Here is a 21,475-nt window from a genome sequence, read left to right as displayed (position 1 = left end):
GGACATTGTATTTACGCAGTGTTTACAGAGGCCGGCGCGCGCGCCAGCAGCACGAGCATTCCGGCAAGCAGGCCGACGGCGGCGAAATCGGCGCTGTACAGCACCAGGCCGGCCGCACCCGTGACGACGGCGAGGCGCGCCACGAAGGCGTGGCGCAACAGCAGTGCGAGCGCACCGGCGGCCAGCGCAAGCACGCCGATGCGCTCCTGCATGAACAGCTGAGGCGCAATGCGGCGCACGAGGCAGCGCCAGTCGTCGGCGCCGCCGGCGCACAGGCCGTGCAGCAGGTCGGATTCCATCAGGCCGTAGCGCAGGCCGGCGCTGGCCGCGGCGACGACCGTCAGCGCGATGAGCAGCGGCCAGCCAAGGCGTTTGCGCAGGTCGACAGCAAGGGAAGAGGTGGGCATCGGGGTATTCATCTGTAGGCACTTTCCGTCACGGGCGAACCGCGGATTTTCGCTGTGTTAGCATCGCCGCGCTGCAGCATCGACACCGTCATCCGGTGACCGGCCGCAGTCCTCACCTTACCGGAAACGCTGCGCCCGGCCCAGCCGGACGACCGACACCGATCTCGCATGAAAAGACAGATTTCCCTTGCCCGCGTCATGATCGCCCTGCTGATAGCAGGTGGCGTGGCGGCGGTGCACTTCGCGCTGTGGGCGGTGATGAACCGTCCGGTCAGCGTGGTCGAGCCGCTGGACTACATCGACGGCTTTTCCTACAGCCCCTACCGGCGTGACCAGACGCCGCTCAAGGGCGTCTATCCGAGCTACGCCGAGATCGAGCAGGACATGAAGCAGCTCGGCGGCATCGCTCACCGGGTGCGCACCTACAACTCGACCGAGAACCCCGAGGTGTCCGATCTGGCCGGCCAGAACGAACTGCGCGTGACCGCCGGCGCCTGGCTGGACCGCGACAAGGTGAAGAACCGGCGCGAGATCGGTGCCGTGCTGGCGGACGCCCGGCTGCACGAGAACATCGACCGCATCATCGTCGGCAACGAGGTGCTGTTGCGCGACGACCTGACCTTCCCCGAGATGTATGCCTACCTGGACGAGGTGCGCAACGCGACCGATCTGCCGGTATCGACCGCCGAACCCTGGCACGTCTGGCTGAAGAACCCTGAACTGGCGGACCACGTCGATTTCCTTGCCGTCCATCTTCTGCCGTATCACGAGGGCGTGCCGGTGGACAAGGCGGTCGACTACGCGATGGCGCGTTACCAGGAGCTGCTCGACGCCTTCCCCGGCCGCTCCATCCTGATTTCCGAAATAGGCTGGCCGAGCAAGGGGCCGACCATACAGGCGGCGGTCGCGTCGGAAGAGAACCAGGCGCGCTTCGTGCGCGAATTCCTCTACCGCGCGCTGTGCAAGAACCTCGACTACTTCCTGATCGAGGCCTACGACCAGCCTTGGAAGATCGATATCGAGGGCTGGGCAGGCGCCTACTGGGGCGTGTTCAACGCCGACCGCCAACTGAAGTTCCCGCTCGAAGGAAGCGTGGATCCGAACAGTGGCTGGATAGACGACGCGCTGATCGCCACCGTGTTCGCGCTGGTGCCGATGCTGCTGCTCTGCCTGGCGCAGCGCGGCATGAGCATAGGCGGCCAGTTGTGGATGTGCATACTGGTGCAGTCCTGCGTCACCGCCATCGTCATTGCAGCGCGCCTGCCGGCCGACTACTACTTCACGCTGCGCGATCTCACCGCGCTGATCGGCCTGGTGTTCGGCGTCGTGCTGACGGCCGGCGTACTGCTGACCAACGGTTTCGAGTTCGCCGAAGTGTTCTTCAAGCCGCGCTGGCGCCGCGCCTACAAACCGGCCGAGCCACTGCCGCCGGAACAGCAGCCCTTCGTGTCGGTGCACCTGGCCTGCTGCAACGAGCCGCCGGAAATGGTGATCGCCACCATCGACAGCCTGGCGGCGATGGACTACCAGAACTTCGAAGTCATCGTCGTCGACAACAACACCAAGGACGAGGCGCTGTGGAAGCCGGTCGAGGCGCGCATGGCCGAACTGGGCCCGCGCTTCCGTTTCTTCCATCTGCCGCAGTGGCCGGGTTTCAAGGCCGGCGCGCTGAATTTCGCGATGAAACAGATCGACCCGCGCACCGCCGTGGTCGGCGTGGTCGACGCCGACTACGTCGTGACCACCGACTGGCTCAGCGCGCTGGTGCCGCATTTCCGCGACCCCAAGGTGGCCGTCGTGCAGGCACCGCAGGCGCACCGCGAGTGGGAACGCCATTTCTTCAAGCGCATGTGCAACTGGGAATTCGACGGCTTCTTCCGCATCGGCATGCACCATCGCCACGAGCGCAATGCGCTGATCCAGCACGGCACGATGACGCTGGTGCGCCGCTCGCGCCTGGAGGAATCCGGCAACTGGTCGGAATGGTGCATCTGCGAGGACACCGAACTCGGGCTGCGCCTGCTCGAGAACGGCGACGAACTGCGCTACATCGACCGCGTGTTCGGCCGCGGTCTGACGCCGTCCAGCTTCGCCGCACTGAAGTCGCAGCGTTTCCGTTGGGCTTTCGGCGCGATGCAGATCATGAAGGGTCACTGGAAGGCGCTGGTTGGCAAGAGCAAGCTCACCGCCGGCCAGCGCTATCACTTCATTACCGGCTGGTTCTCGTGGTTCGGCGACGCGCTGCAGTTCCTGTTCGCGCTGGGCGCCATAGGCTGGACGGCCGCGATGCTGATCTGGCCGAAGATGTTCTCGCTGCCGGTCACCATCATGCTGGCGCCGGTGCTTGGCCTGCTGGTCGCCAAGGCGGCGATGGGGCCCATCCTGTACCGTCGCGCGATGGACTGTCCGTGGGCCGACATCGCCGGCGCATCGCTGGTGAGCCTGGGCCTGTCACACGCGATCGCGCGCGGCATCATCGCCGGCATCACGCACAAGCGAGGTGTCTTCCTGCGCACCGCGAAGGGCAAGGCGGAGGGTGGTCTGGCAAAGTTCTTCCAGCCGATACGCGAAGAGATGTACCTGCTGCTGTCATTGATCTCCGCCGCTGGCGCCATGCTCTACATGCGCGGCACCGACAGCGTCGAGGTGCTGCTGTGGGTGACCATGCTGGGCCTGCAGTCGCTGCCCTACATCGCCGCACTGGCCTGTCAGTTCATCGCCCAGCTGCCGGAGAAGCCGCTGCCGGCAGCGTCGGCGACACAGGCAGCCTGACGCGATGATGGAACCGCTGAACCGCGCGCCGCGCTGGGCGCGTTATGCGCTGGTCCATCTGATCGCGCTGGCGCTGATCGCGTTCTGGATCTGGCGCGCCAACCAGCCGCAGGCGCTGGCCGACGTGCCGCCGGACCAGGCCCGTCTGCAGTGCGTGTCGTACGCACCCTATTACCGGCCGGGCGAATCGCCGCTGATCCGCGATTTCCAGGTGAGCCGCGAGCGCATCGACGCCGACCTCGCACGGCTGGCGCGCATCACTGACTGCGTGCGTCTGTATTCGGTCGATCAGGGGCTGTCCGCCGTGCCCGAGCTGGCCGGTCGCCACGGACTGAAGGTGCTGGTGGGCGCCTGGATAGGCGGCGATCTGAAGAAGAACGACATCGAGCTGACGCAGGCCATCGCGCTGGCCAACCGCCACCGCGACGTGGTACGCGGCCTTATCGTCGGCAACGAGGTGCTGTTGCGCCGCGAGCAGACCGAGGATGCGATGCGCCGTTACATCGAGCGTGCGCAGCGCGAAACCGAGGTGCCGGTGACTTATGCCGACGTCTGGGAGTTCTGGCTCAAGCACCGCTCACTCGCGGCCAGCGTCGATTTCGCCACCGTGCACATCCTGCCCTACTGGGAGGACGAGCCGCGGGCGATCGACGACGCGATCACCCATGTGACGGCGGTGATGGATACGATGGCGGCCGAACTGGGCAAGCCGCTGCTGATCGGCGAGACCGGCTGGCCCAGTCTGGGCAAGCAGCGCGACGGCGCTCGGCCCGGGCTGATCGAGCAGGCGCGTTATCTGCGCGAATTCCTGCTTGCGGCACAGGCGCGCGGCTGGCAGTACAACGTGATCGAAGCCTATGACCAGCCGTGGAAGCGCCTGCTCGAAGGCACCGTCGGCGGTTACTGGGGAGTGCTCGATTCGCACGGCCGCGCCAAGTTCGGCTGGCATGGCGCGCTGGCCGAACGCGACGACGGTGCCACGCCGCTGACTGCCGGCGCGGTCGGGCTGGCGCTCGGCGTGCTGATCGTGCTGGCCGCACGCGTGCGTCGCTCCGGCGCTGCCGCGGCCTACGCGCTGTCCGGGGCACTGGCAGGACTGATCGGATGGCTGCAGTGGGAATACCTGTCGCTCGCCTGCCGCAATCCCGCGGAGTGGCTGGCCATGGGCGCGGTCGCGCTGGCCGGCGGTCTGGCGTGGGCGCTGCTGCCCTTCGTGATGACCGGTCGCGCACGAGCTGCGATGGCGTTCGCCGTGCGCGTGCTGCTGTTCGGCCTCGCCACCGGCGGCCTGTTGCTCGCGGTCGATGGTCGCTACCGCGATTTCCCCTTCCTGCTGTTCGTGCTGCCGACCGTGCAGTTCGGTCTGGCTGCGCGCTGGGCCGGTTTCGACGTGATGCCGCGATTGCCCGAGGCACGCGTCTTCGCGCTGATTGCTGTGGCCGGCAGTGTCATCGCCTGGCTTGTCGACTGGCGCAATCCGCAGGCGCTGGGCTGGGCGCTGATGGCCGCCGTGCTGGCGGCCGCCTATCTGCAAAAGCGCTCAGCAGCGGACTGAAGGGTTCAGCGCGTACAGACCGGTCAGGCTGGCCTGGCCGAGCACGTGGCCCTGCATCGCCTGCTTCACGACATCCAGCGTAAGCCGGCCGTCTGCCGGAAGGCGTTCCACGTCCAGCGCGTACAGCGTGAACACGTAGTGATGGACGATCTCGTCGTTCCACGGCGGGCAGGGGCCGTCGTAGCCGTGGTAGTCGCCGGTCATCTGCGCGTCGCCGGCGAACCAGGCGGTGTAATCGTTGATGCCCTGGCGGGTGCCGCGCGGGCCGGCCGGACCGGGCTTGCCGCAGGCGGTCACCGCCGACGAGAACTCGCCTTCGGCGATTTCGCCGGTCGGCGCGAGGTCGACCAGTATCCAGTGCGTGAAGTCGCAGCGCGGCAGCGAGGCCGGCACGGTGCGACCTTCCTGGTTCACGTCGTCCGGCCGGGTCGGTACGTCGGGGTCGTGGCAGATCAGCACCAGCGAACGCGTGCCAGCCGGCAGGTCGGACCAGGCGAGGTGCGGGTTGCGGTTGTCGCCAAGTTGCGCGTGACCCTTGCCGTCCGGAATGCAGAACGCGTTGCTGCCCGGGATGCGGGCACCGTCGGCGAAGGTGTTGCTCGTCAATTTCATCTAGTCAGCTCCTCGTTCAGGACGCCGCGCGACGCGAAAAGTCGCGCAGCCGGAAACCCAGTGCGAACAGCACGGCGAAATAGGCGCCAGCGCCAGCCGGCACCAGCCAGCCCAGGTGCAGGATACGGCTGAGCGTGCCCATCTGCAGCCAGTCGCCCGGCACCTGGGCGCCGAAGTAAAGCACCAGCCCCATCGCTGCAAGTGCAGACAGCATCTTGAGCCAGAAGCTCCGCCAGCCAGGCGCCGGCGTGTAGGCGCCGATGCGGCGCAGTCCGCGGTAGAGGAAACCGGCGTTCACCAGCGACGCAAGGCCGATCGACAGGGCCAGGCCGGCGTGCGCCAGCGGACCGATGAAAACGAGGTTCATCAACTGGGTCAGCACCAGAACGCCGAGCGCGATCTTGACCGGCGTGCGGATGTCCTGCCGCGAATAGAAACCGGGTGCGAGCACCTTCACCAGAATCAGTCCGGTCAGGCCGACGCTGTAAGCGAGCAGCGCCTCGCGCGTCGCCAGCACGTCGTGCGCGGTGAACTGCCCGTGGTGGAACAGCGTGGCGATCAGCGGCGTGGCGAGCAGGCCCAGGGCGAGTGCCGCCGGCAGCGTGAGCAGCAGCGTCAGCCGCAGACCCCAGTCGAGCAGCGCCGAAAACTCACCGCCATTGCCGTCCGCGTGGCTGCGCGACAGCGAAGGCAGCAGTATCGTGCCGAGCGCCACGCCGAGCAGGCCGGCCGGGAATTCCATCAGACGGTCGGCGTAGTAGAGCCAGGACACCGAACCGCTTTCGAGGAAGGACGCGAATATGGTGTTGATCAGCAGCGAAATCTGCGACACCGACACACCGAGGATGGCGGGCAGCATCAGCTTGAAGATGCGCCGTACGCCCGGGTCCTTCAGGTCGAGCCGCACCCGCGGCAGCATGCCGATGCGCATCAGCGCCGGCACCTGCAAGGCCAGCTGCAGCGCGCCGCCGATGAATACCGCCCAGGCCAGCGCCAGCACCGGCGGATCGAAATACGGCGCGGCGAACAGGCTCATGCCGATGAAGCTCAGATTGAGCAGTACTGGCGTGAAGGCGGGAATCGCGAAGCGGCTGAAGGTGTTCAGCACGCCGCCGGCCATGGCGACCAGCGACATGAACAGGATGTAGGGGAAGGTGATGCGGGTGAGCGTCACCGTCAGGTCGAACTTGTCGGCGTCGGCAGCAAAGCCGGGGGCGGATATATATATGATGAGCGGCGCGGCGACGATGCCGATCACCGTGACGACAGCGACCACCAGGGCGAGCAGGGTCGCGACATGGTCGATCAGTGCCCGCGTGTCGTCGACGCCGCGCCGGTTGCGGTATTCGCCGAGTATGGGCACGAAGGCCTGCGAGAAGGCGCCCTCGGCGAACATGCGGCGCAGCAGGTTGGGCAGGCGGAAGGCGACGAAGAAGGCGTCGGTGGCGGCGCCGGCGCCGAAGGCCCGGGCGATGAAGAAATCGCGGACGAAGCCGAGGATGCGCGACAGCAGCGTCATGCTGCTGACGGTCGCGAGGGCACGAAGCAGATTCATCAGGCGATGCGTATGGAGAGACAGCGCGCACCTTACCAGAGCCGTGCGGGCTGCCGGCCACGCGATGCGCCGAACAGGGTCTTGCACCGGCAACTCTTAGTGCGTATACTCGCGCGTTTTCCCGAACACCCAACCGCAAGAACATGGCCAATTCCGCACAAGCACGCAAGCGCGCCCGTCAGGCGAACGTTCGTCGTGATCACAACATGAGCCAGCGCTCGGAGCTGCGCACCGCCATCAAGAACGTTCGCAAGGCCATCCTGGCCGGCGACAAGGCAGCTGCGCAAGCCGTGTTCGTGCAGGCCCAGACGACGATCGACAGCATCGCCGACAAGAACATCATCCACAAGAACAAGGCAGCTCGCCACAAGAGCCGTCTGTCCGGTGCGATCAAGGCGATGGGCGCCGCGGCCTGAGTTCCGCAGCCTGACCCGCCCGCGGCCGTACGGGCCGCAGCAATAAAAAAGCCGACCCGATGGTCGGCTTTTTTATTGTCCTTTTATTGTCCATATCTGCCGTGCACCGAGCCAGAAAGGCGCCTTTCGTCCTGCTCGTCGGTGCAGGTGCGGGGCGGACGCATTCCGGACGGCGTTCGCCCTGCGTCCGGATCGCACGCCGACAGGGATTCAGATCTCTGCCGCGCCGGTCTCGTAGTCCACGCGCAGATCGTTATCGCGCGCGAAATGCATCAGGAAGTTGTAGGCCAGCGGTTCGAGTTCATACAGACGGGCATCGACGAACACGCATTTTTCGCCGGTGATCCAGCAACCCGGCCGCACGTACGGTGAATAGCGCATCTTGCGCTGGCTGCCGAACGAGGACATGACGCCGCACAGGCGGTCGGACCAGTCGCTGGGGCGGAAGGTGCGGCCCTTGCTCGTGGCTCCGATGATGGTGAAACTGCGCGCGCGGCGCGGGTCGTCCATCTGCTTGCGCACCAGGGTGTCGTTTGCGGGCGGGAGAGGGGCTGCGGCGTCGCCGTCGTGTACATGCGGAATCGCGCTCATGTTCGGGTCTGTGGCCTCGGGCAGTTCTGTGTTCGATCCGGCTGCGCCGCACGTGGCAGGGGGTGCGGCGCAGCCGGGGTGGTGCTTCACTCAGTTATAGCGGTAAAACAGGGCTCTTTTTTATCTTTAAAAACAAGGTTTAGCTGTTGTAAAGCTAATATACTGTTTCTATACTCGCGCTATCCCTATGAGGAGACGGCGCTTTATGCTCAATTCCAGCCTCAGATCCAGGCAGTCCAAAGTACTTGGCAGTGTGTCGTCTCCGGCGCCTCGGGCTCAGATGGCCCGCTTCGGTTTCAGGATCCGCACGCGAGGCGGCGTGCTGATCGACAACCTGTCCATACCCGGTGCCAGCGCCGAAGAGGCCGAACGCAAGCTGCGGCAGATCTATATGGGCTGCTCGGTGTTAGCACGCTTTGTGCCAGACCCTCAGATCGGGCCCGGCGCCGCCCGCCGGGTCGGCTAAGTCCCTGCCGCAACGGATTTTCGCCGCCCGCTGCGGGCCCGGTGGCGGGCGGCCCTGCTGCTGTGTCGTCTGCTGCGCGAGGTGACAATGTGCGCCGCAACATGAGCGGCGCCTGCTACACAGCGCGCGGGCTTTGAACTAAAATTGCTCTCTCATCAAGCACGGCGGCGCGAGCCGCCGTGCTTTTTTCGTTTTCCGCATCACGCCGCCAGCTGGCGCGCCGTTGATGCGGCAGCAGGGTCACGGAGCTGTTTCGATGACGCATCTGATGAATACCTACGGCCGCCAGCCGGTCGCCTTCACCCACGGCAAGGGCGTACGGCTGTATGACGAGAACGGTCGCGAATACCTCGACGCGATGGCCGGTGTTGCCGTGAACACGCTGGGTCACGGTCATCCCGACCTGGTTCAGGCGGTGTCCCGGCAGGCGGCGGAAATGATCCACTGCTCCAATCTGTACCGCGTGCTGGCACAGGAAAAGCTGTCGGACCGTCTAGCCGAGCTGTCCGGCATGGACGAGGTGTTCTTCTGCAATTCCGGTTGTGAAGCGAACGAGGCGGCGATAAAGCTGGCTCGTCTTTACGGCCACCAGCGCGGCGTCGAACTGCCGGGCATCATCGTGATGGAGCACGCTTTCCACGGCCGCACGCTGGCGACGTTGTCGGCCACCGGCAACCGTAAGGTGCAGGCCGGTTTCGAGCCGCTCACGCCGGGTTTCCACCGGGTGCCGTTCAGCGATATCGCCGCGGTGCGCGCGATCGCCGAGCACACGCGCAACATCGTCGCCGTGCTGTTCGAGCCGGTGCAGGGCGAGGGCGGCATCCATGCGGCCGATCTGGCCTATATGCGCGAACTGCGCACGCTGTGCGACGAGCAGCAATGGCTGTTCATGGTCGACGAGGTGCAGTGCGGCATTGGCCGTACCGGCAGCTGGTTCGCCTTCCAGCACGCCGGTATCGAACCGGACGTGATGACGCTGGCCAAGGGCCTGGGCTCCGGCGTGCCGATCGGCGCCTGCCTGGCGCGCGGGCCGGCGGCCGGTGTTTTCAAACCGGGCACCCATGGTTCGACCTTCGGCGGCAACCCGCTCGCCTGCGCCGCTGCGCTGACCACGCTCGACGTCGTCGCACGTGACGATCTGCGCGGCAATGCCGTGCGTCAGGGCGACGCGATTCGTGCCGGCTTCCGTGACGCGCTGAAGGACGTCGCGGGCGTGAAGGACATCCGCGGTGCCGGCATGATGATAGGCATCGAACTCGACCGCCCCTGCGGCGCGCTGGTGGGTCAGGCACTCGAAGCCGGTCTGCTGATCAACGTCACGGCCGACAGCACGATACGTCTGGTGCCGCCGCTGGTGTTCACCGACGCCGACAGCCGCGAGCTGGTCGACCGGCTGTCGCCGATCATCCGCAACTTCCTTGCGGGCGCACAGCTCGCCGCATGAAATGACTGAACCCAGACACTTTCTGCAACTGAAGGACCTGACGCGCGAAGAGCTCGACTACGTGTTCGCGCGCACCCGCTGGATCAAGGACAAGTTCAAGCGCTACGAACAGTACTGGCCGCTGCAGGACCGCACGCTGGTGATGATCTTCGAGAAGCAGAGCACGCGCACCCGCCTGTCCTTCGAAGCCGGCATGCACCAGATGGGCGGCAGCGCGATCTACCTGAACACGCGCGACTCCCAGCTCGGCCGCGGCGAGCCGGTCGAGGACGCGGCCCAGGTCATTTCGCGCATGTGCGACGTGGTCATGATCCGCACCTTCGAACAGACCATCATCGAGCGCTTCGCCGCCAATTCGCGCGTGCCGGTGATCAATGGCCTGACCAACGAGTACCACCCCTGCCAGGTGCTGGCCGACATCTATACCTGGATCGAGCACCGCGGAGACCTGTCCGGTCGCACCGTGGCGTGGATCGGCGACTCGAACAATATGTGCCACACCTGGATGCAGGCGGCCGAGATTTTCGACTTCAAGCTGAACATTTCTACCCCGCCCGGCTACGAAGTCGAGCCGGAAAAGGTGGGCGTGGCCGGCAGCCACCACGAGTGCTTTGCCGACCCGATGGACGCCGCGCGCGGCGCCGATCTGGTCACCACCGACGTGTGGACCTCGATGGGCTGGGAAGCGGAGAACGAGGCACGCTGTGCCGCCTTCGCCGACTGGCAGGTCGATGCCGACATGATGAAGGTGGCCAAGGCCGACTCGCTGTTCATGCACTGCCTGCCGGCGCATCGCGGCGAGGAGGTGTCGGCCGAGGTGATCGACGGCCCGCACTCGGTGGTGTGGGACGAGGCCGAAAACCGCCTGCATGCGCAGAAGGCGCTGATGGAATTCCTGCTGCTCGGACGCGTGTCCGGCAGCTGAACCGACGACTCTTATTGAAAGACGAGCAACGATGAGCGACATCAAGAAAGTGGTCCTCGCCTATTCGGGCGGCCTGGACACCTCGGTCATCCTGAAGTGGCTGCAGGATGTGTATCAGTGCGAAATCGTCACCTTCACCGCCGACCTCGGCCAGGGTGAGGAACTCGAACCGGCGCGTGCCAAGGCGATCAAGCTGGGCATCAAGCCGGAGAACATCTACATCGACGATCTGCGCGAAGAGTTCGTCCGTGATTTCGTGTTCCCGATGTTCCGCGCCAACACGATCTACGAAGGCGAATACCTGCTCGGCACCTCGATCGCGCGTCCGCTGATCGCCAAGCGCCTGATCGACATCGCACGCGAAACCGGTGCCAACGCCATTTCGCACGGCGCCACCGGCAAGGGCAACGACCAGGTCCGCTTCGAACTCGGCGCCTACGCGCTGATGCCGAACGTGAAGGTGATCGCGCCGTGGCGCGAGTGGGACCTGCTGTCGCGCGAAAAGCTGCTGGCCTATGCCGAGAAGCACGGCATCCCGATCGAGATGAAGCACAAGCAGGGTGGCTCGCCCTACTCGATGGACGCCAACCTGCTGCATATCAGCTACGAAGGCCGTCACCTCGAAGATCCGTCGGCCGAGGCCGAGGAGTCGATGTGGCGCTGGACGGTGTCGCCGGAAGCGGCGCCGGATGCCGCCGAATACCTCGACCTCGAGTTCGAGCGCGGCGATCTGGTCAGCATCAATGGCACCCGCATGCCGGCGCACGAACTGCTGGCCACGCTGAACAAGATCGGCGGCAAGCACGGCATCGGCCGTCTCGACCTGGTCGAGAACCGCTACGTCGGCATGAAGTCGCGCGGCTGCTACGAAACCCCGGGCGGCACCATCCTGCTGCGCGCTCACCGCGCCATCGAGTCGATCACGCTGGACCGAGAAGTCGCCCACCTGAAGGACGATCTGATGCCGCGCTACGCCAGCATCATCTACACCGGCTACTGGTGGAGCCCGGAGCGCCGCGCGCTGCAGGCGCTGATCGACCACACGCAGCAGACGGTCAATGGCTGGGTGCGGCTCAAGCTGTACAAGGGCAACGTCATCGTCGTCGCGCGCGACTCGAAGACCGACTCGCTGTTCGACCCGACCATCGCCACTTTCGAGGACGATGCCGGTGCCTACGACCAGAAGGACGCGGCCGGCTTCATCAAGCTGAACGCGCTGCGCATGCGCATCGCTGCCAACGCGGCGATCAAGCGCGGCAAGTAAGCCGTTCGATGAGATGGGCGACGGGTCTTCCCGTCGCCCCGCCTGCCATGCGTGCAGGCACGTCAACCGACACCCGCGGTGCCGTCCGGTACCGACAACACGAGGAATCCGAGCATGTCCCAGTTCGACAACATCAGCGTCGTCAAGAAGGCCAATGTCTATTTCGACGGCAAGTGCGTCAGCCACAGCATCCAGTTCGCCGACGGCACCAAGAAGTCGGTTGGCGTCATCCTGCCGGCCACGCTCACCTTCAATACCGGCGCGCCGGAAATCATGGAAGGCGTGGCCGGCAGCTGCCGCGTGCGCCTGAAGGGCGAGACGGAGTGGAAGACCTATGGCGCCGGTGAGTCCTACAACGTGCCGGGCAATTCCTCCTTCGACATCGAAGTGAGCGGCGAGCCCTACCACTACGTCTGCCATTTCGGCTGAGCGCGGAGCGCCAGGTCATGCCGTCCTTCGACATCAGTTCCGAAATCGACATGGTCGAACTGCGCAACGCGGTCGACCAGGCGAACAAGGAAATCGGCAACCGGTTCGACTTCAAGGGCTCGGACGCGCGCGTGGAGCAGGGCGACAAGCTGCTGACGCTGTTCGCCGACGACGACTTCAAGCTCGATCAGGTCTATGACGTGCTGCTCGGCAAGTTCGCCAAGCGCGGCATCGACGTGCGCTCGGTCGAGCGTGGCGACGCGCAGAAGATCAGCGGCAACAAGATGAAGCAGGAGCTGAAGCTCAAGGTCGGCATCGAGAGCGAATCCGCCAAGAAGATCGTGCGCATCCTGAAGGACAGCAAGCTCAAGGTGCAGGGCAGCATCCAGGGCGAGGAGGTGCGTGTCACCGGCGCCAAGCGCGACGTGCTGCAGGAGGCGATCGCGCTGCTGCGCAAGCAGGTGACCGACATTCCGCTGCAGTTCGGCAATTTCCGCGACTGAGCGCCGATTCGGGCGCTGCCGCTACCGCTGCTGCGGTAGCGGCCTGTAACCCCTGTTCAGTCCTTCAGGCCTTTGACCCACTTCGCGTAGGCGGTTTCGGCCACGGCGTGCAGCGCTGCCACCCGTTTCTCCAGGTCGCGCTGGATGTCCGCCGGCTGCTGCACCGTCGGCTGGGCCGCCGCCTCGGCGATTTCGTCGGCGCCGCCCGCGCACCACGACTTCACCAGTTCTTCGGTCATTTCGATGTGGCACTGCATCGCCAGATGTTTGCCCATCGTCCATGCCTGGTTGTCGCAGCCGTCCGAGGCCAGCACCCGGGTGGCGCCGCTCGGCACGGTGAAGGTTTCGCCGTGCCAGTGGAAGGACGGAAAGCGCGCCCGGTCACCGAACCATTCCGCGGCCGTCGGGTCCGTGGCATGGACGTCCAGCCAGCCGATTTCCTTGCAGCGGTTGCGGCCTACCGTGCCACCGAGCGCTTTCGACATCAGCTGACCGCCGAGGCAGTGGCCGATCACCGGAATGTCGGCGGCGACTGCCTTGCGTATCAGTTCGAGCACAGGCGGAATCCACGGCAGAGGATCGTTCACGCTCATCGGCCCGCCCATGAAGCAGAGACCGGCGAAAGCCGACGGGTCGGTCGGTACCGGGTCGCCGCAATCCATCGCGAACAGGCGGATTTCACGGCCCAGGCCGTTGATATATGTAGCAAAATGACCGGGTCCTTCGGTCGGACTGTGACGGAACACTGCAATGGGTTTCATCGAAACACCTCCTCGCCGCATTCTAGCCACGCTCGCGCTCGCCGTCCTGGCTGCGGCAGGCGGTGCGCAGGCTGCAGACGTGTCGCTGGCCGGGGTGTTCGGCGGCAAGGCGGTGCTGGTGATAGACGGCGGCGCGCCGCGCACGCTGGCACCGGGTGCCCGTTCGCCGGAGGGCGTGAAGCTGCTGTCGGTCGAGGGCGACCGCGCCTGGGTCGACATCGACGGCCGGCGCGTGCAACTGCGTATCGGCGAGAACGTGGCGTCGCAGCGCAGTGCCGAAACGTCGGCCTCGGTCATCCATCTGAACGCCGATCAGCAGGGGCATTTCTCCGCCGACGGGTCGATCAATGGCGTGCCGATGAAATTCCTGCTCGACACCGGCGCCACCGTGATCGCGATGGACCGCAACCAGGCTCGCCGTGCCGGCATCGATCTGTCTCGCGCCGAGGCGATGCGGGTGCAGACCGCCAATGGGGTGGTCCGCGCCTGGCGCGTACGGCTGGCCAGCGTGAAGCTCGGCAGCGTGACCCAGGCCAATGTCGAAGCGGCCGTGATGGACGCCGAAATGCCGCAGGTGCTGCTCGGCATGAGTTTCCTGAACCGCATGGACATGCAGCGCAACGGACAGGTCATGACCCTGAGGCAGCGCTTCTGATGGACTTCACCGCGCCCGCTGCAGGCTTCGACATCGATCGCCTGCGTACCCGTCTGTCTCTGCCGGCGGCGCAGCCGGACGTTCGCTTCGCCGGTTTCACGCCGGCGGCGGTACTGGTCCCGGTGGTGGTCGGCGGGGTCGAACCGACGCTGCTGCTGACCCGGCGCAGCGCCCATCTGCACGATCATCCGGGCCAGATCGCCTTTCCCGGCGGTCGCGTCGATGCCGGCGACACGTCGCCCGAGGCGACCGCCCTGCGCGAAGCGCAGGAAGAAATCGGCCTGGCGCCGGAGCAGGTCGAACTGATCGGCCGCCTGCCGGATTACTACATCACCGCCAGCGGCTTTCGCGTTACCCCGGTGGTCGGACTGTTGCGCACACCGCTGCAGCTGCAGCTCGACGCCTTCGAGGTGGCCGAGGCCTTCGAGACGCCGCTGTCCTTCCTGCTCGATCCGGCCAACCGGCGACGCGGCAGCATCGAACACCAGGGCATCACCCGCGAATTCTGGGCCATGCCCTGGCAGGGCTACGACATCTGGGGCGCCACTGCCGGCATGATCGTCAGCTTCGCCGAACACCTGCTGAAGGACTGAAGCTGCCGGGCGGCATGACGGTCACCGGGCGACCGGCCGGCTTGCACGACCTGCCGGGTTCGTCGGGATGACGGCTTGCAAGGCTCCCGCAAGCTTCACTGTGATATCGTCCGCATGCTCGTAAGGCGATAACGCATCACATGACCTGGCTGTCTCTTTTTGTCGCACTGCTGATCGAGCAGTACAAACCGCTTTCCTATGAGCGCGTCGTCGCAGGCCCTCTTGCCCGCTATGCGGCCTGGTTCGAACAGCGCCTGAACGCCGGCGAGGCGCGCCACGGTGTGGTCGCGTGGTCGCTGGCCGTCGGCCTGCCGGTGGCGGCCGTCTGGTTCCTCTATCTTTTCCTCGTCTGGATCAACCCGGTGCTCGGCTGGGTGCTCAATGTCATCGTGCTCTACGTGACCATGGGCTTCCGCCAGTTCAGCCACCATTTCGAAGCCACCGCCGACGCACTGCGTGCCGGCGACACCGACACCGCGCGGCGCGAACTGGGCAACTGGCTGTCGCGCAACACCGACCGGATGAAGCAGGAGGAGATCGCCCGTCTGGCGATCGAACAGGGCCTGCTGGCGGCGCATCGCCATGTGTTCGCACCGCTGGCGCTGTTCGCGCTGCTGCCTGGGCCGACCGGCCCCTTGCTCTATCGCCTGACCGAACGCCTGTCATGGTCGTGGGCACGGCGCGAAAACATAGAGTTCGGTGCCTTCGGCCGCTTCGCGCGGAACATGTACGAATGGCTGGATTTCATCCCTGTGCGCATGACTGCCGCGACCTTCGCCATCGTTGGCGACTTCGAGGACGCAGTGCATTGCTGGCGCACGCAGGCCGCAAAATGGCCTGAGCAGGCGGCGGGCATTCTGCTCGCCAGCGGCGGCGGGGCGCTCGGCGTGAAGCTCGGCGCACCGCTGTTCGAACTCGGCGAAGTCGCGGACCGGCCCGAACTGGGCATGGGCGACGACGCCGATGTTGATCTCATGCAAAGCGCGATCGGCCTTGTTTGGCGCACACTTATATTTTGTCTTCTTTTGCTCGGCCTGCTCACGCTGGCTGGCTATGTCGGTAGCTGATTTCAACGGAGGTGGTACTGATGGCTGACAAGAGAGAAGTGGTGATCGTAGGTGCTGCACGTACGCCGATCGGCGCATACGGCGGTTCGCTGAAGGACTTCACGGCCTGCGATCTGGGCGCGCACGTGGTCAAGGCCGCCTTCGCGCGCGCCGGCGTCGACGCGAAGGAAGCGCAGCACCTGGTGCTGGGCAACGTGATCCACACCGAAGCCCGCGACATGTACGTGTCGCGCGTGGTGGCGATCAACGGCGGCATGTCGAAGGAATCGTGCGCCATGGGCGTGAACCGCCTGTGCGGCTCCGGCTTCCAGGCCATCGTGTCGGCGGCCAACGCGATCCAGCTCGGCGATGCCGACTGCGCAGTCGGTGGCGGCGTCGAAACGATGAGCCGTGGTGGTTACCTGATGCCGGCGGCCCGCTGGGGCGCCCGCATGAACGACACCAAGATGATCGACATGATGGTCGGCGCGCTGACCGATCCGTTCGACACGGTGCACATGGGCATCACCGCGGAAAACATCGCCAGCCAGTTCGGCTTCAACCGCGAGGAGCAGGATGCCTTCGCCGTCGCCTCGCACCAGAAGGCCGCTGCCGCGACCGACGCCGGCCACTTCAAGTCGCAGATCGCTCCGCTGGAAGTGGTGACCAAGAAGGGCACCACCGTCATCGACACCGACGAGCACTTCCGCCGTGACGCCTCGCTCGAAGGCATGGCCAAGCTGCGCCCGGTGTTCAAGAAGGACGGTTCGGTCACCGCCGGCAATGCCTCGGGCATCAACGACGGCGCCGCTGCCATCGTCATGATGGAAGCCGGTGCGGCCGCCCGCGCTGGCGCCAAGCCGCTGGCCCGTCTGGTGTCCTACGCGGTCGCCGGCGTCGATCCGACCATCATGGGTACCGGCCCGATCCCGGCCGTCAAGCTGGCGCTGCAGCGTGCCGGTCTGAAGGCATCCGATCTCGACGTGATCGAATCGAACGAAGCCTTCGCCGTGCAGGCGATGTGCTGCACGCGCGAACTGGGCCTGGACCCGGCCAAGGTGAACCCGAATGGCGGCGCGGTCGGTCTGGGTCACCCGGTCGGTGCGACCGGCGCCATCCTGACCGTCAAGTGCCTGTACGAACTGCAGCGCACCGGTGGTCGCTACGGCCTGATCACCATGTGTATCGGTGGTGGCCAGGGCATTGCGGGCATCATCGAACGCATCTGATCGCCGCTTCATCGGTCTGAAAAAACGCCCCGCCCAGTGCGGGGCGTTTTCGTTTCAACACCTTGCACCACATGAATCCGGGCTTCGCACCCGCTTGGTGCGTAAAACCCTTCAAAGCGGAAGGTTTCCAGTCCTGGCGCCGTTTTCCGGCATGGCACATTTTTCGCTGAATGCGGATACGCGCCAAACAATCACACGAGACAACCCGATCATGGCCAACCCGTCCTCGATCTATGACGAAATGAACGGCGCCGACGGCACGGTGCGCGCTCATTACGCCGGCTACCAGAAGTGGCTGGCGGAAACACCGCCGGAGCGCATCGCGCAAAAGCGTGCCGAAGCGGATCTGGTGTTCCACCGGGTCGGCATCACCTTCGCGGTCTACGGCGAAGAAGAGGGCAAGGAACGTCTGATTCCGTTCGACGTCGTGCCGCGCATCATCCCCGCCCAGGAATGGAAGCAATTGGCCGCCGGCCTGCGTCAGCGCGTGAAGGCGCTGAACATGTTCCTGCACGACGTCTACCACGACCAGGAGATCATCAAGGCCGGCAAGATTCCGGCCGAGCAGGTGCTGTCGAACAGCCAGTACCGGCCGGAAATGCAGGGCGTCGATGTGCCGGGCGGCATCTACGCCCACATCGCCGGCGTCGACGTCGTGCGCGCCGGGGCGGGCGAGTTCTATGTGCTGGAGGACAACCTGCGTGTGCCGTCCGGCGTGTCCTACATGCTGGAGGACCGCCGCATGATGATGCGGCTGTTCCCGGAACTGTTCTCGCGCTACCGCGTGGCGCCGGTCGAGCACTACCCGGACATGCTGCTGAGCAATCTGCGGGCGGTCGCACCGGCCGGCGTACTCGACCCGACCGTCATCGTGCTGACGCCGGGCGCCTACAACTCGGCCTACTTCGAACACGCCTTCCTCGCCCAGCAGATGGGCGTCGAACTGGTCGAGGGGCAGGACCTCTTCGTGCGCGACGAGCATCTGTACATGCGCACCACTCAGGGACCGCAGCGCGTCGATGTGATCTATCGCCGCATCGACGACGACTTCCTCGATCCGCTGGCCTTCCGCGCCGATTCCATGCTGGGCGTGCCGGGCCTGCTGCAGGTCTATCGCGCCGGCCACGTAACGCTGGCCAACGCGATCGGCACCGGGGTGGCGGACGACAAGTCCATCTATCCCTACGTGCCGGACATGATCCGTTTCTACCTCGGCGAGGAGCCGCTGCTGAACAACGTGCCCACCTATATGTGCCGCAAGAAGGAGGACCTCGCCTACGTACTGGCCCACCTCGACGAGCTGGTGGTAAAGGAAACGCACGGCGCCGGCGGCTACGGCATGCTGATCGGGCCGCGTGCGTCGAAGGAGGAGATCGAGCGTTTCCGTCAGCTGCTGACCGAGACGCCGGAGCGCTACATCGCGCAACCGACGCTGTCGCTGTCGGCCTGCCCGACCTTCGTCGACGCTGGCATCGCGCCGCGCCATATCGACCTGCGCCCCTTCGTGCTGTCCGGCAAGGACATCAACATGGTGCCCGGCGGTCTGACCCGGGTGGCGCTGCGCGAAGGCTCTCTGGTGGTGAATTCGTCGCAGGGCGGCGGCACCAAGGACACTTGGGTTCTGGAGGTCTGAACATGCTGAGCCGAACCGCAGACCACCTCTACTGGATGGCGCGCTACATCGAACGCGCCGAGAACGTCGCCCGCATGCTGGACGTGAATTACCGGATGTCCATGGTGCCGCAGGCCGATGGCGGCATCGATGCCGGCTGGGGTGCGACGCTGTCGATCACCGGTCTGGAGGACGCCTTCCGCGCCAAGTACCCGGCAGCGACGATGGAATCGGTGCTCGAATTCATGGTGTTCGACGGCAGCAATCCGTCGTCCATCATGAGCTGCCTGCGCATGGCGCGCGAAAACGCGCACGCGGTGCGCGGCACCATCACGTCGGAAATGTGGGAAACCACCAACGACACCTGGCTCAAGATGCGCGACTACCCGCGCTGGAAACTGTCGGGCAGCGAGATCGGCGAATTCTTCGAGTGGGTGAAGTTCCGCTCGCATCTGTCGCGCGGCGTCACGCTGGGCACCATGCTGCGCGACGAAGCCTTTCACTTCATCCGCCTCGGCACCTTCCTCGAACGGGCCGACGCGACCGCGCGCTTCATCGACGTGAAGTACCACATGCTGGTCGACGGCAAGGCGCCACCCGACGCGGCCGCCGATTACTACCAGTGGAGCGCGCTGCTGCGATCGGTGTCGGCCTTCGAGGTCTATCGCAAGGTGTATCGCGACCTGATCACGCCGGTGAAGGTGACCGAACTGCTGATCCTGAACGACCAGATGCCGCGCTCACTGCGTACCAGCATGGTCGAGGTGTACGAGAACCTGCTGGCGGTGTCGAACTACCGCTCGAAGGAAACCCAGCGCCGTGCCGGCGAACTGCAGGCCAGCCTGAAGTTCGGCCGTATCGAGGACGTGTTCGCGCGCGGGCTGCACGAGTACCTGACGCAGTTCATCGTGCGCGTGAACGACCTTGGCAACCGCATTTCAAACGATTTCCTGGTTCCGATGTCATCCAGTTGAAGGAGATCGCCATGCTGCTCGATATCCGTCACGAAACCACGCTGCAGTACGCCAGCCCGGTCAACTACAGCATCCAGCAGTTGCGGCTTACGCCGCGCGAGGACTCGACCCAGCGGCCGCTGAACTGGCGCGTGCAGGCGCCGGGCAGCGCGCGCCGCTCGGTCGATGCGCACGGCAATATCGGTCACCTGCTGACGCTGGACCGGCCGCACAGCGAACTGTCCATCGTCGTCAGCGGCACCGTGCGGCTGACCGACGCCGATGCGTGGATGCCGCGCGACAGCGGCACGCTGTCGCCGCTGTCCTATCTGGCCGGTACGCGACTGACTGAAGCGGACGAACAGGCGCACGCAATGGCGGCCAGCCACCTGCGTGCGCGGCGCGATACCGTGGGCGAACTGCTGGATCTCAGCGGTGCGGTGTGCGGCGCGGTGCGGCATCAGCCGGACTGCCTGCCGCCGGGTGGCGCCTCGATCGCGCTGGACGCCGGCTTCGGCTGCAGCGCCGACATCGCGCATGCCTTCATCGCCTGCTGCCGTGCCGCAGGATTGCCGGCACGTTACGTCAGTGGCTACCTGATCGATGCCGCCGGCGAGTGGGCGGCGCCGCACGCCTGGGTTGACGTATGGCTGGCCAGCGGGCCGGCACCCGGCGGCGAAGCCGGCTGGGTCAGCGTCGACGTGCTCGAACGCGCGCTGGCCGGCCACGGCTATTGCCGGCTGGCGGTCGGGCGCGACCATCTCGATGCCTGCCCGGTGCGCATGGCCGGCGGCGAGGCGGTCACGCGCACGCTCACCCGGGTGTCCATCCACACCCACTGACGCACTGCCGCACCGGGCAGCGCGCGCGCTGTCCGTCTAACATTCAACTTTTCCCTGACGGAAATCCGCCATGACCTACTGCGTGGGCATGCTGCTCGACGCCGGGCTCGTATGCCTGTCCGATTCGCGCACCAATGCCGGTGTCGATCACATCAACACCTTCCGCAAGATGAATCTGTTCGAGCGCCCGGGCGAGCGCGTGCTGGTGCTGATGAGCGCCGGCAATCTCGCGCTGACGCAGACGCTGGTGAGCCTGCTGCGCGAGCGTCTCGCCACCGACGGGCCCAACCTGTACACGGTGACGAACATGTTCGAGGCGGCGCGCCACGTCGGTGACTGTCTGCGCGAGGTGCACGCGCGCGACGCCGAGGCGCTGAAGGAATTCGGCATCGAATTCAACGCCAGCCTCATCCTCGGCGGCCAGATACTGGGCGAGGAGCCGCGGCTGTTCCAGATCTACGCCGCCGGCAACTTCATCGAGGCGACGCGCGACACGCCGTACTTCCAGATCGGCGAGGCGAAGTACGGCAAGCCCATCATCGACCGCGTCATCCGCCCGGAAACCACGCTGGACGAGGCGGCCAAGTGTGCGTTGATCTCGATGGATTCGACCATCCGCTCCAATCTGTCGGTCGGGCTGCCGCTGGACCTGCTGGTGCTGCGCACCGGCGCGCTGAAAGTGTGCTCGCACACCCGCATCGACGCCGAGAACGCCTATTTCGAAATGATCCGCACGCGCTGGGGTGAAAGCCTGCGCGAAGCGTTCCACGCGTTGCCGTCGCCAGACTGGATCCCGCCCGCCTGATCGCGTCCCCGACGGCGCGAGAGCGTTGTGCAGCGCAAAT

General features: G+C 65.7%; 22 protein-coding genes. 17 read left to right on the top strand and 5 right to left on the bottom strand.

Annotated features, from left to right (window positions below; all coding sequences use genetic code 11):
- Window positions 1-11 precede the first annotated feature (11 nt).
- A complete protein-coding gene (locus tag METRZ18153_RS0113525) occupies window positions 12-407 on the bottom strand; it encodes a hypothetical protein (RefSeq protein WP_157257244.1) in 396 nt (131 codons plus the stop codon).
- Window positions 408-605: 198 nt separating this feature from the next.
- Between METRZ18153_RS0113525 and METRZ18153_RS0113520 the strand changes: the two genes are divergently transcribed.
- Window positions 606-3,179, top strand: coding sequence for a glycosyltransferase (locus tag METRZ18153_RS0113520; RefSeq protein WP_020165222.1), 2,574 nt, complete (start codon window positions 606-608; stop codon window positions 3,177-3,179).
- A gap of 4 nt (window positions 3,180-3,183) precedes the next feature.
- Window positions 3,184-4,734 carry a glycoside hydrolase family 17 protein gene (locus METRZ18153_RS0113515; RefSeq protein ID WP_029143768.1) on the top strand — a complete coding sequence of 517 codons (1,551 nt, stop codon included), beginning with the start codon at window positions 3,184-3,186 and terminating at the stop codon, window positions 4,732-4,734.
- On the opposite strand, the gene METRZ18153_RS0113510 is transcribed toward METRZ18153_RS0113515, so the two are convergent.
- Both METRZ18153_RS0113510 and murJ read right to left on the bottom strand, forming a co-directional pair.
- Entirely contained in the window at window positions 4,720-5,346 is a 627-nt protein-coding gene (locus METRZ18153_RS0113510) for a YbhB/YbcL family Raf kinase inhibitor-like protein (protein ID WP_020165220.1), read from the bottom strand. The genes METRZ18153_RS0113515 and METRZ18153_RS0113510 overlap by 15 nt on opposite strands.
- Before the next feature lie 16 nt (window positions 5,347-5,362).
- Complete coding sequence (murJ, locus tag METRZ18153_RS0113505; protein WP_020165219.1) at window positions 5,363-6,901, bottom strand: murein biosynthesis integral membrane protein MurJ; 1,539 nt, start codon at window positions 6,899-6,901, stop codon at window positions 5,363-5,365.
- 143 nt (window positions 6,902-7,044) lie between these two features.
- Here murJ and rpsT point away from each other — a divergent pair, with 143 nt between their 5' ends.
- Window positions 7,045-7,317 carry a 30S ribosomal protein S20 gene (gene rpsT, locus METRZ18153_RS0113500; protein ID WP_019917602.1) on the top strand — a complete coding sequence of 91 codons (273 nt, stop codon included), beginning with the start codon at window positions 7,045-7,047 and terminating at the stop codon, window positions 7,315-7,317.
- A 210-nt stretch (window positions 7,318-7,527) separates the two neighbouring features.
- Here rpsT and METRZ18153_RS0113495 read toward each other — a convergent pair whose 3' ends face one another.
- On the bottom strand, window positions 7,528-7,998 hold the full coding sequence (locus tag METRZ18153_RS0113495) for a DUF3579 domain-containing protein (RefSeq protein ID WP_232416046.1): 471 nt from the start codon (window positions 7,996-7,998) through the stop codon (window positions 7,528-7,530).
- Window positions 7,999-8,188: 190 nt separating this feature from the next.
- Between METRZ18153_RS0113495 and METRZ18153_RS0113490 the strand changes: the two genes are divergently transcribed.
- From METRZ18153_RS0113490 to METRZ18153_RS0113465, 6 genes are all read left to right on the top strand, one after another.
- Window positions 8,189-8,374 carry a hypothetical protein gene (locus METRZ18153_RS0113490; protein ID WP_020165217.1) on the top strand — a complete coding sequence of 62 codons (186 nt, stop codon included), beginning with the start codon at window positions 8,189-8,191 and terminating at the stop codon, window positions 8,372-8,374.
- A 256-nt stretch (window positions 8,375-8,630) separates the two neighbouring features.
- Entirely contained in the window at window positions 8,631-9,818 is a 1,188-nt protein-coding gene (locus METRZ18153_RS0113485) for an aspartate aminotransferase family protein (protein ID WP_020165216.1), read from the top strand.
- 1 nt (window position 9,819) lies between these two features.
- Window positions 9,820-10,743 (top strand): ornithine carbamoyltransferase, encoded by a 924-nt coding sequence (gene argF / locus METRZ18153_RS0113480; protein WP_020165215.1) that lies wholly within the window; start codon window positions 9,820-9,822, stop codon window positions 10,741-10,743.
- Between the two features lie 31 nt (window positions 10,744-10,774).
- Complete coding sequence (locus METRZ18153_RS0113475) at window positions 10,775-12,007, top strand: argininosuccinate synthase (protein WP_020165214.1); 1,233 nt, start codon at window positions 10,775-10,777, stop codon at window positions 12,005-12,007.
- A 114-nt stretch (window positions 12,008-12,121) separates the two neighbouring features.
- On the top strand, window positions 12,122-12,436 hold the full coding sequence (gene ppnP, locus METRZ18153_RS0113470) for a pyrimidine/purine nucleoside phosphorylase (RefSeq protein ID WP_008062806.1): 315 nt from the start codon (window positions 12,122-12,124) through the stop codon (window positions 12,434-12,436).
- Window positions 12,437-12,453: 17 nt separating this feature from the next.
- The gene (locus METRZ18153_RS0113465) at window positions 12,454-12,939 is read left to right on the top strand and encodes a YajQ family cyclic di-GMP-binding protein (RefSeq protein ID WP_020165213.1); all 486 of its coding nucleotides are present in this window, start codon (window positions 12,454-12,456) and stop codon (window positions 12,937-12,939) included.
- Between the two features lie 56 nt (window positions 12,940-12,995).
- Here METRZ18153_RS0113465 and METRZ18153_RS0113460 read toward each other — a convergent pair whose 3' ends face one another.
- On the bottom strand, window positions 12,996-13,700 hold the full coding sequence (locus tag METRZ18153_RS0113460; RefSeq protein ID WP_020165212.1) for a type 1 glutamine amidotransferase: 705 nt from the start codon (window positions 13,698-13,700) through the stop codon (window positions 12,996-12,998).
- Between METRZ18153_RS0113460 and METRZ18153_RS0113455 the strand changes: the two genes are divergently transcribed.
- The 8 genes from METRZ18153_RS0113455 (at window position 13,690) to METRZ18153_RS0113420 (ending at window position 21,435) form a co-directional block, all read left to right on the top strand.
- Window positions 13,690-14,355 (top strand): retropepsin-like aspartic protease family protein, encoded by a 666-nt coding sequence (locus METRZ18153_RS0113455; RefSeq protein WP_020165211.1) that lies wholly within the window; start codon window positions 13,690-13,692, stop codon window positions 14,353-14,355. The two genes, METRZ18153_RS0113460 and METRZ18153_RS0113455, sit on opposite strands and share 11 nt — an antisense overlap.
- Window positions 14,355-14,948 (top strand): CoA pyrophosphatase, encoded by a 594-nt coding sequence (locus tag METRZ18153_RS0113450; protein ID WP_020165210.1) that lies wholly within the window; start codon window positions 14,355-14,357, stop codon window positions 14,946-14,948. Before METRZ18153_RS0113455 ends, METRZ18153_RS0113450 begins: the two co-directional genes overlap by 1 nt.
- A 140-nt stretch (window positions 14,949-15,088) precedes the next feature.
- Complete coding sequence (locus METRZ18153_RS0113445) at window positions 15,089-16,015, top strand: CobD/CbiB family protein (protein ID WP_019917615.1); 927 nt, start codon at window positions 15,089-15,091, stop codon at window positions 16,013-16,015.
- Between the two features lie 20 nt (window positions 16,016-16,035).
- Window positions 16,036-17,223 (top strand): beta-ketothiolase BktB, encoded by a 1,188-nt coding sequence (gene bktB / locus METRZ18153_RS0113440; RefSeq protein WP_020165209.1) that lies wholly within the window; start codon window positions 16,036-16,038, stop codon window positions 17,221-17,223.
- Between the two features lie 211 nt (window positions 17,224-17,434).
- The gene (locus METRZ18153_RS0113435) at window positions 17,435-18,856 is read left to right on the top strand and encodes a circularly permuted type 2 ATP-grasp protein (protein ID WP_029143767.1); all 1,422 of its coding nucleotides are present in this window, start codon (window positions 17,435-17,437) and stop codon (window positions 18,854-18,856) included.
- 2 nt (window positions 18,857-18,858) lie between these two features.
- A complete protein-coding gene (locus METRZ18153_RS0113430) occupies window positions 18,859-19,809 on the top strand; it encodes an alpha-E domain-containing protein (protein WP_020165207.1) in 951 nt (316 codons plus the stop codon).
- Window positions 19,810-19,820: 11 nt separating this feature from the next.
- On the top strand, window positions 19,821-20,630 hold the full coding sequence (locus METRZ18153_RS0113425; protein ID WP_020165206.1) for a transglutaminase family protein: 810 nt from the start codon (window positions 19,821-19,823) through the stop codon (window positions 20,628-20,630).
- A gap of 70 nt (window positions 20,631-20,700) precedes the next feature.
- Entirely contained in the window at window positions 20,701-21,435 is a 735-nt protein-coding gene (locus METRZ18153_RS0113420) for a proteasome-type protease (RefSeq protein ID WP_020165205.1), read from the top strand.
- Window positions 21,436-21,475 lie beyond the last annotated feature (40 nt).

Source organism: Methyloversatilis discipulorum (genome assembly GCF_000385375.1).
In the GTDB taxonomy this organism is placed as follows: Bacteria; Pseudomonadota; Gammaproteobacteria; order Burkholderiales; family Rhodocyclaceae; genus Methyloversatilis; species Methyloversatilis discipulorum_A.
The sequence above is the reverse complement of the archived record's forward strand: the minus strand, read 5'-3'. Positions and strand labels throughout refer to the sequence as shown.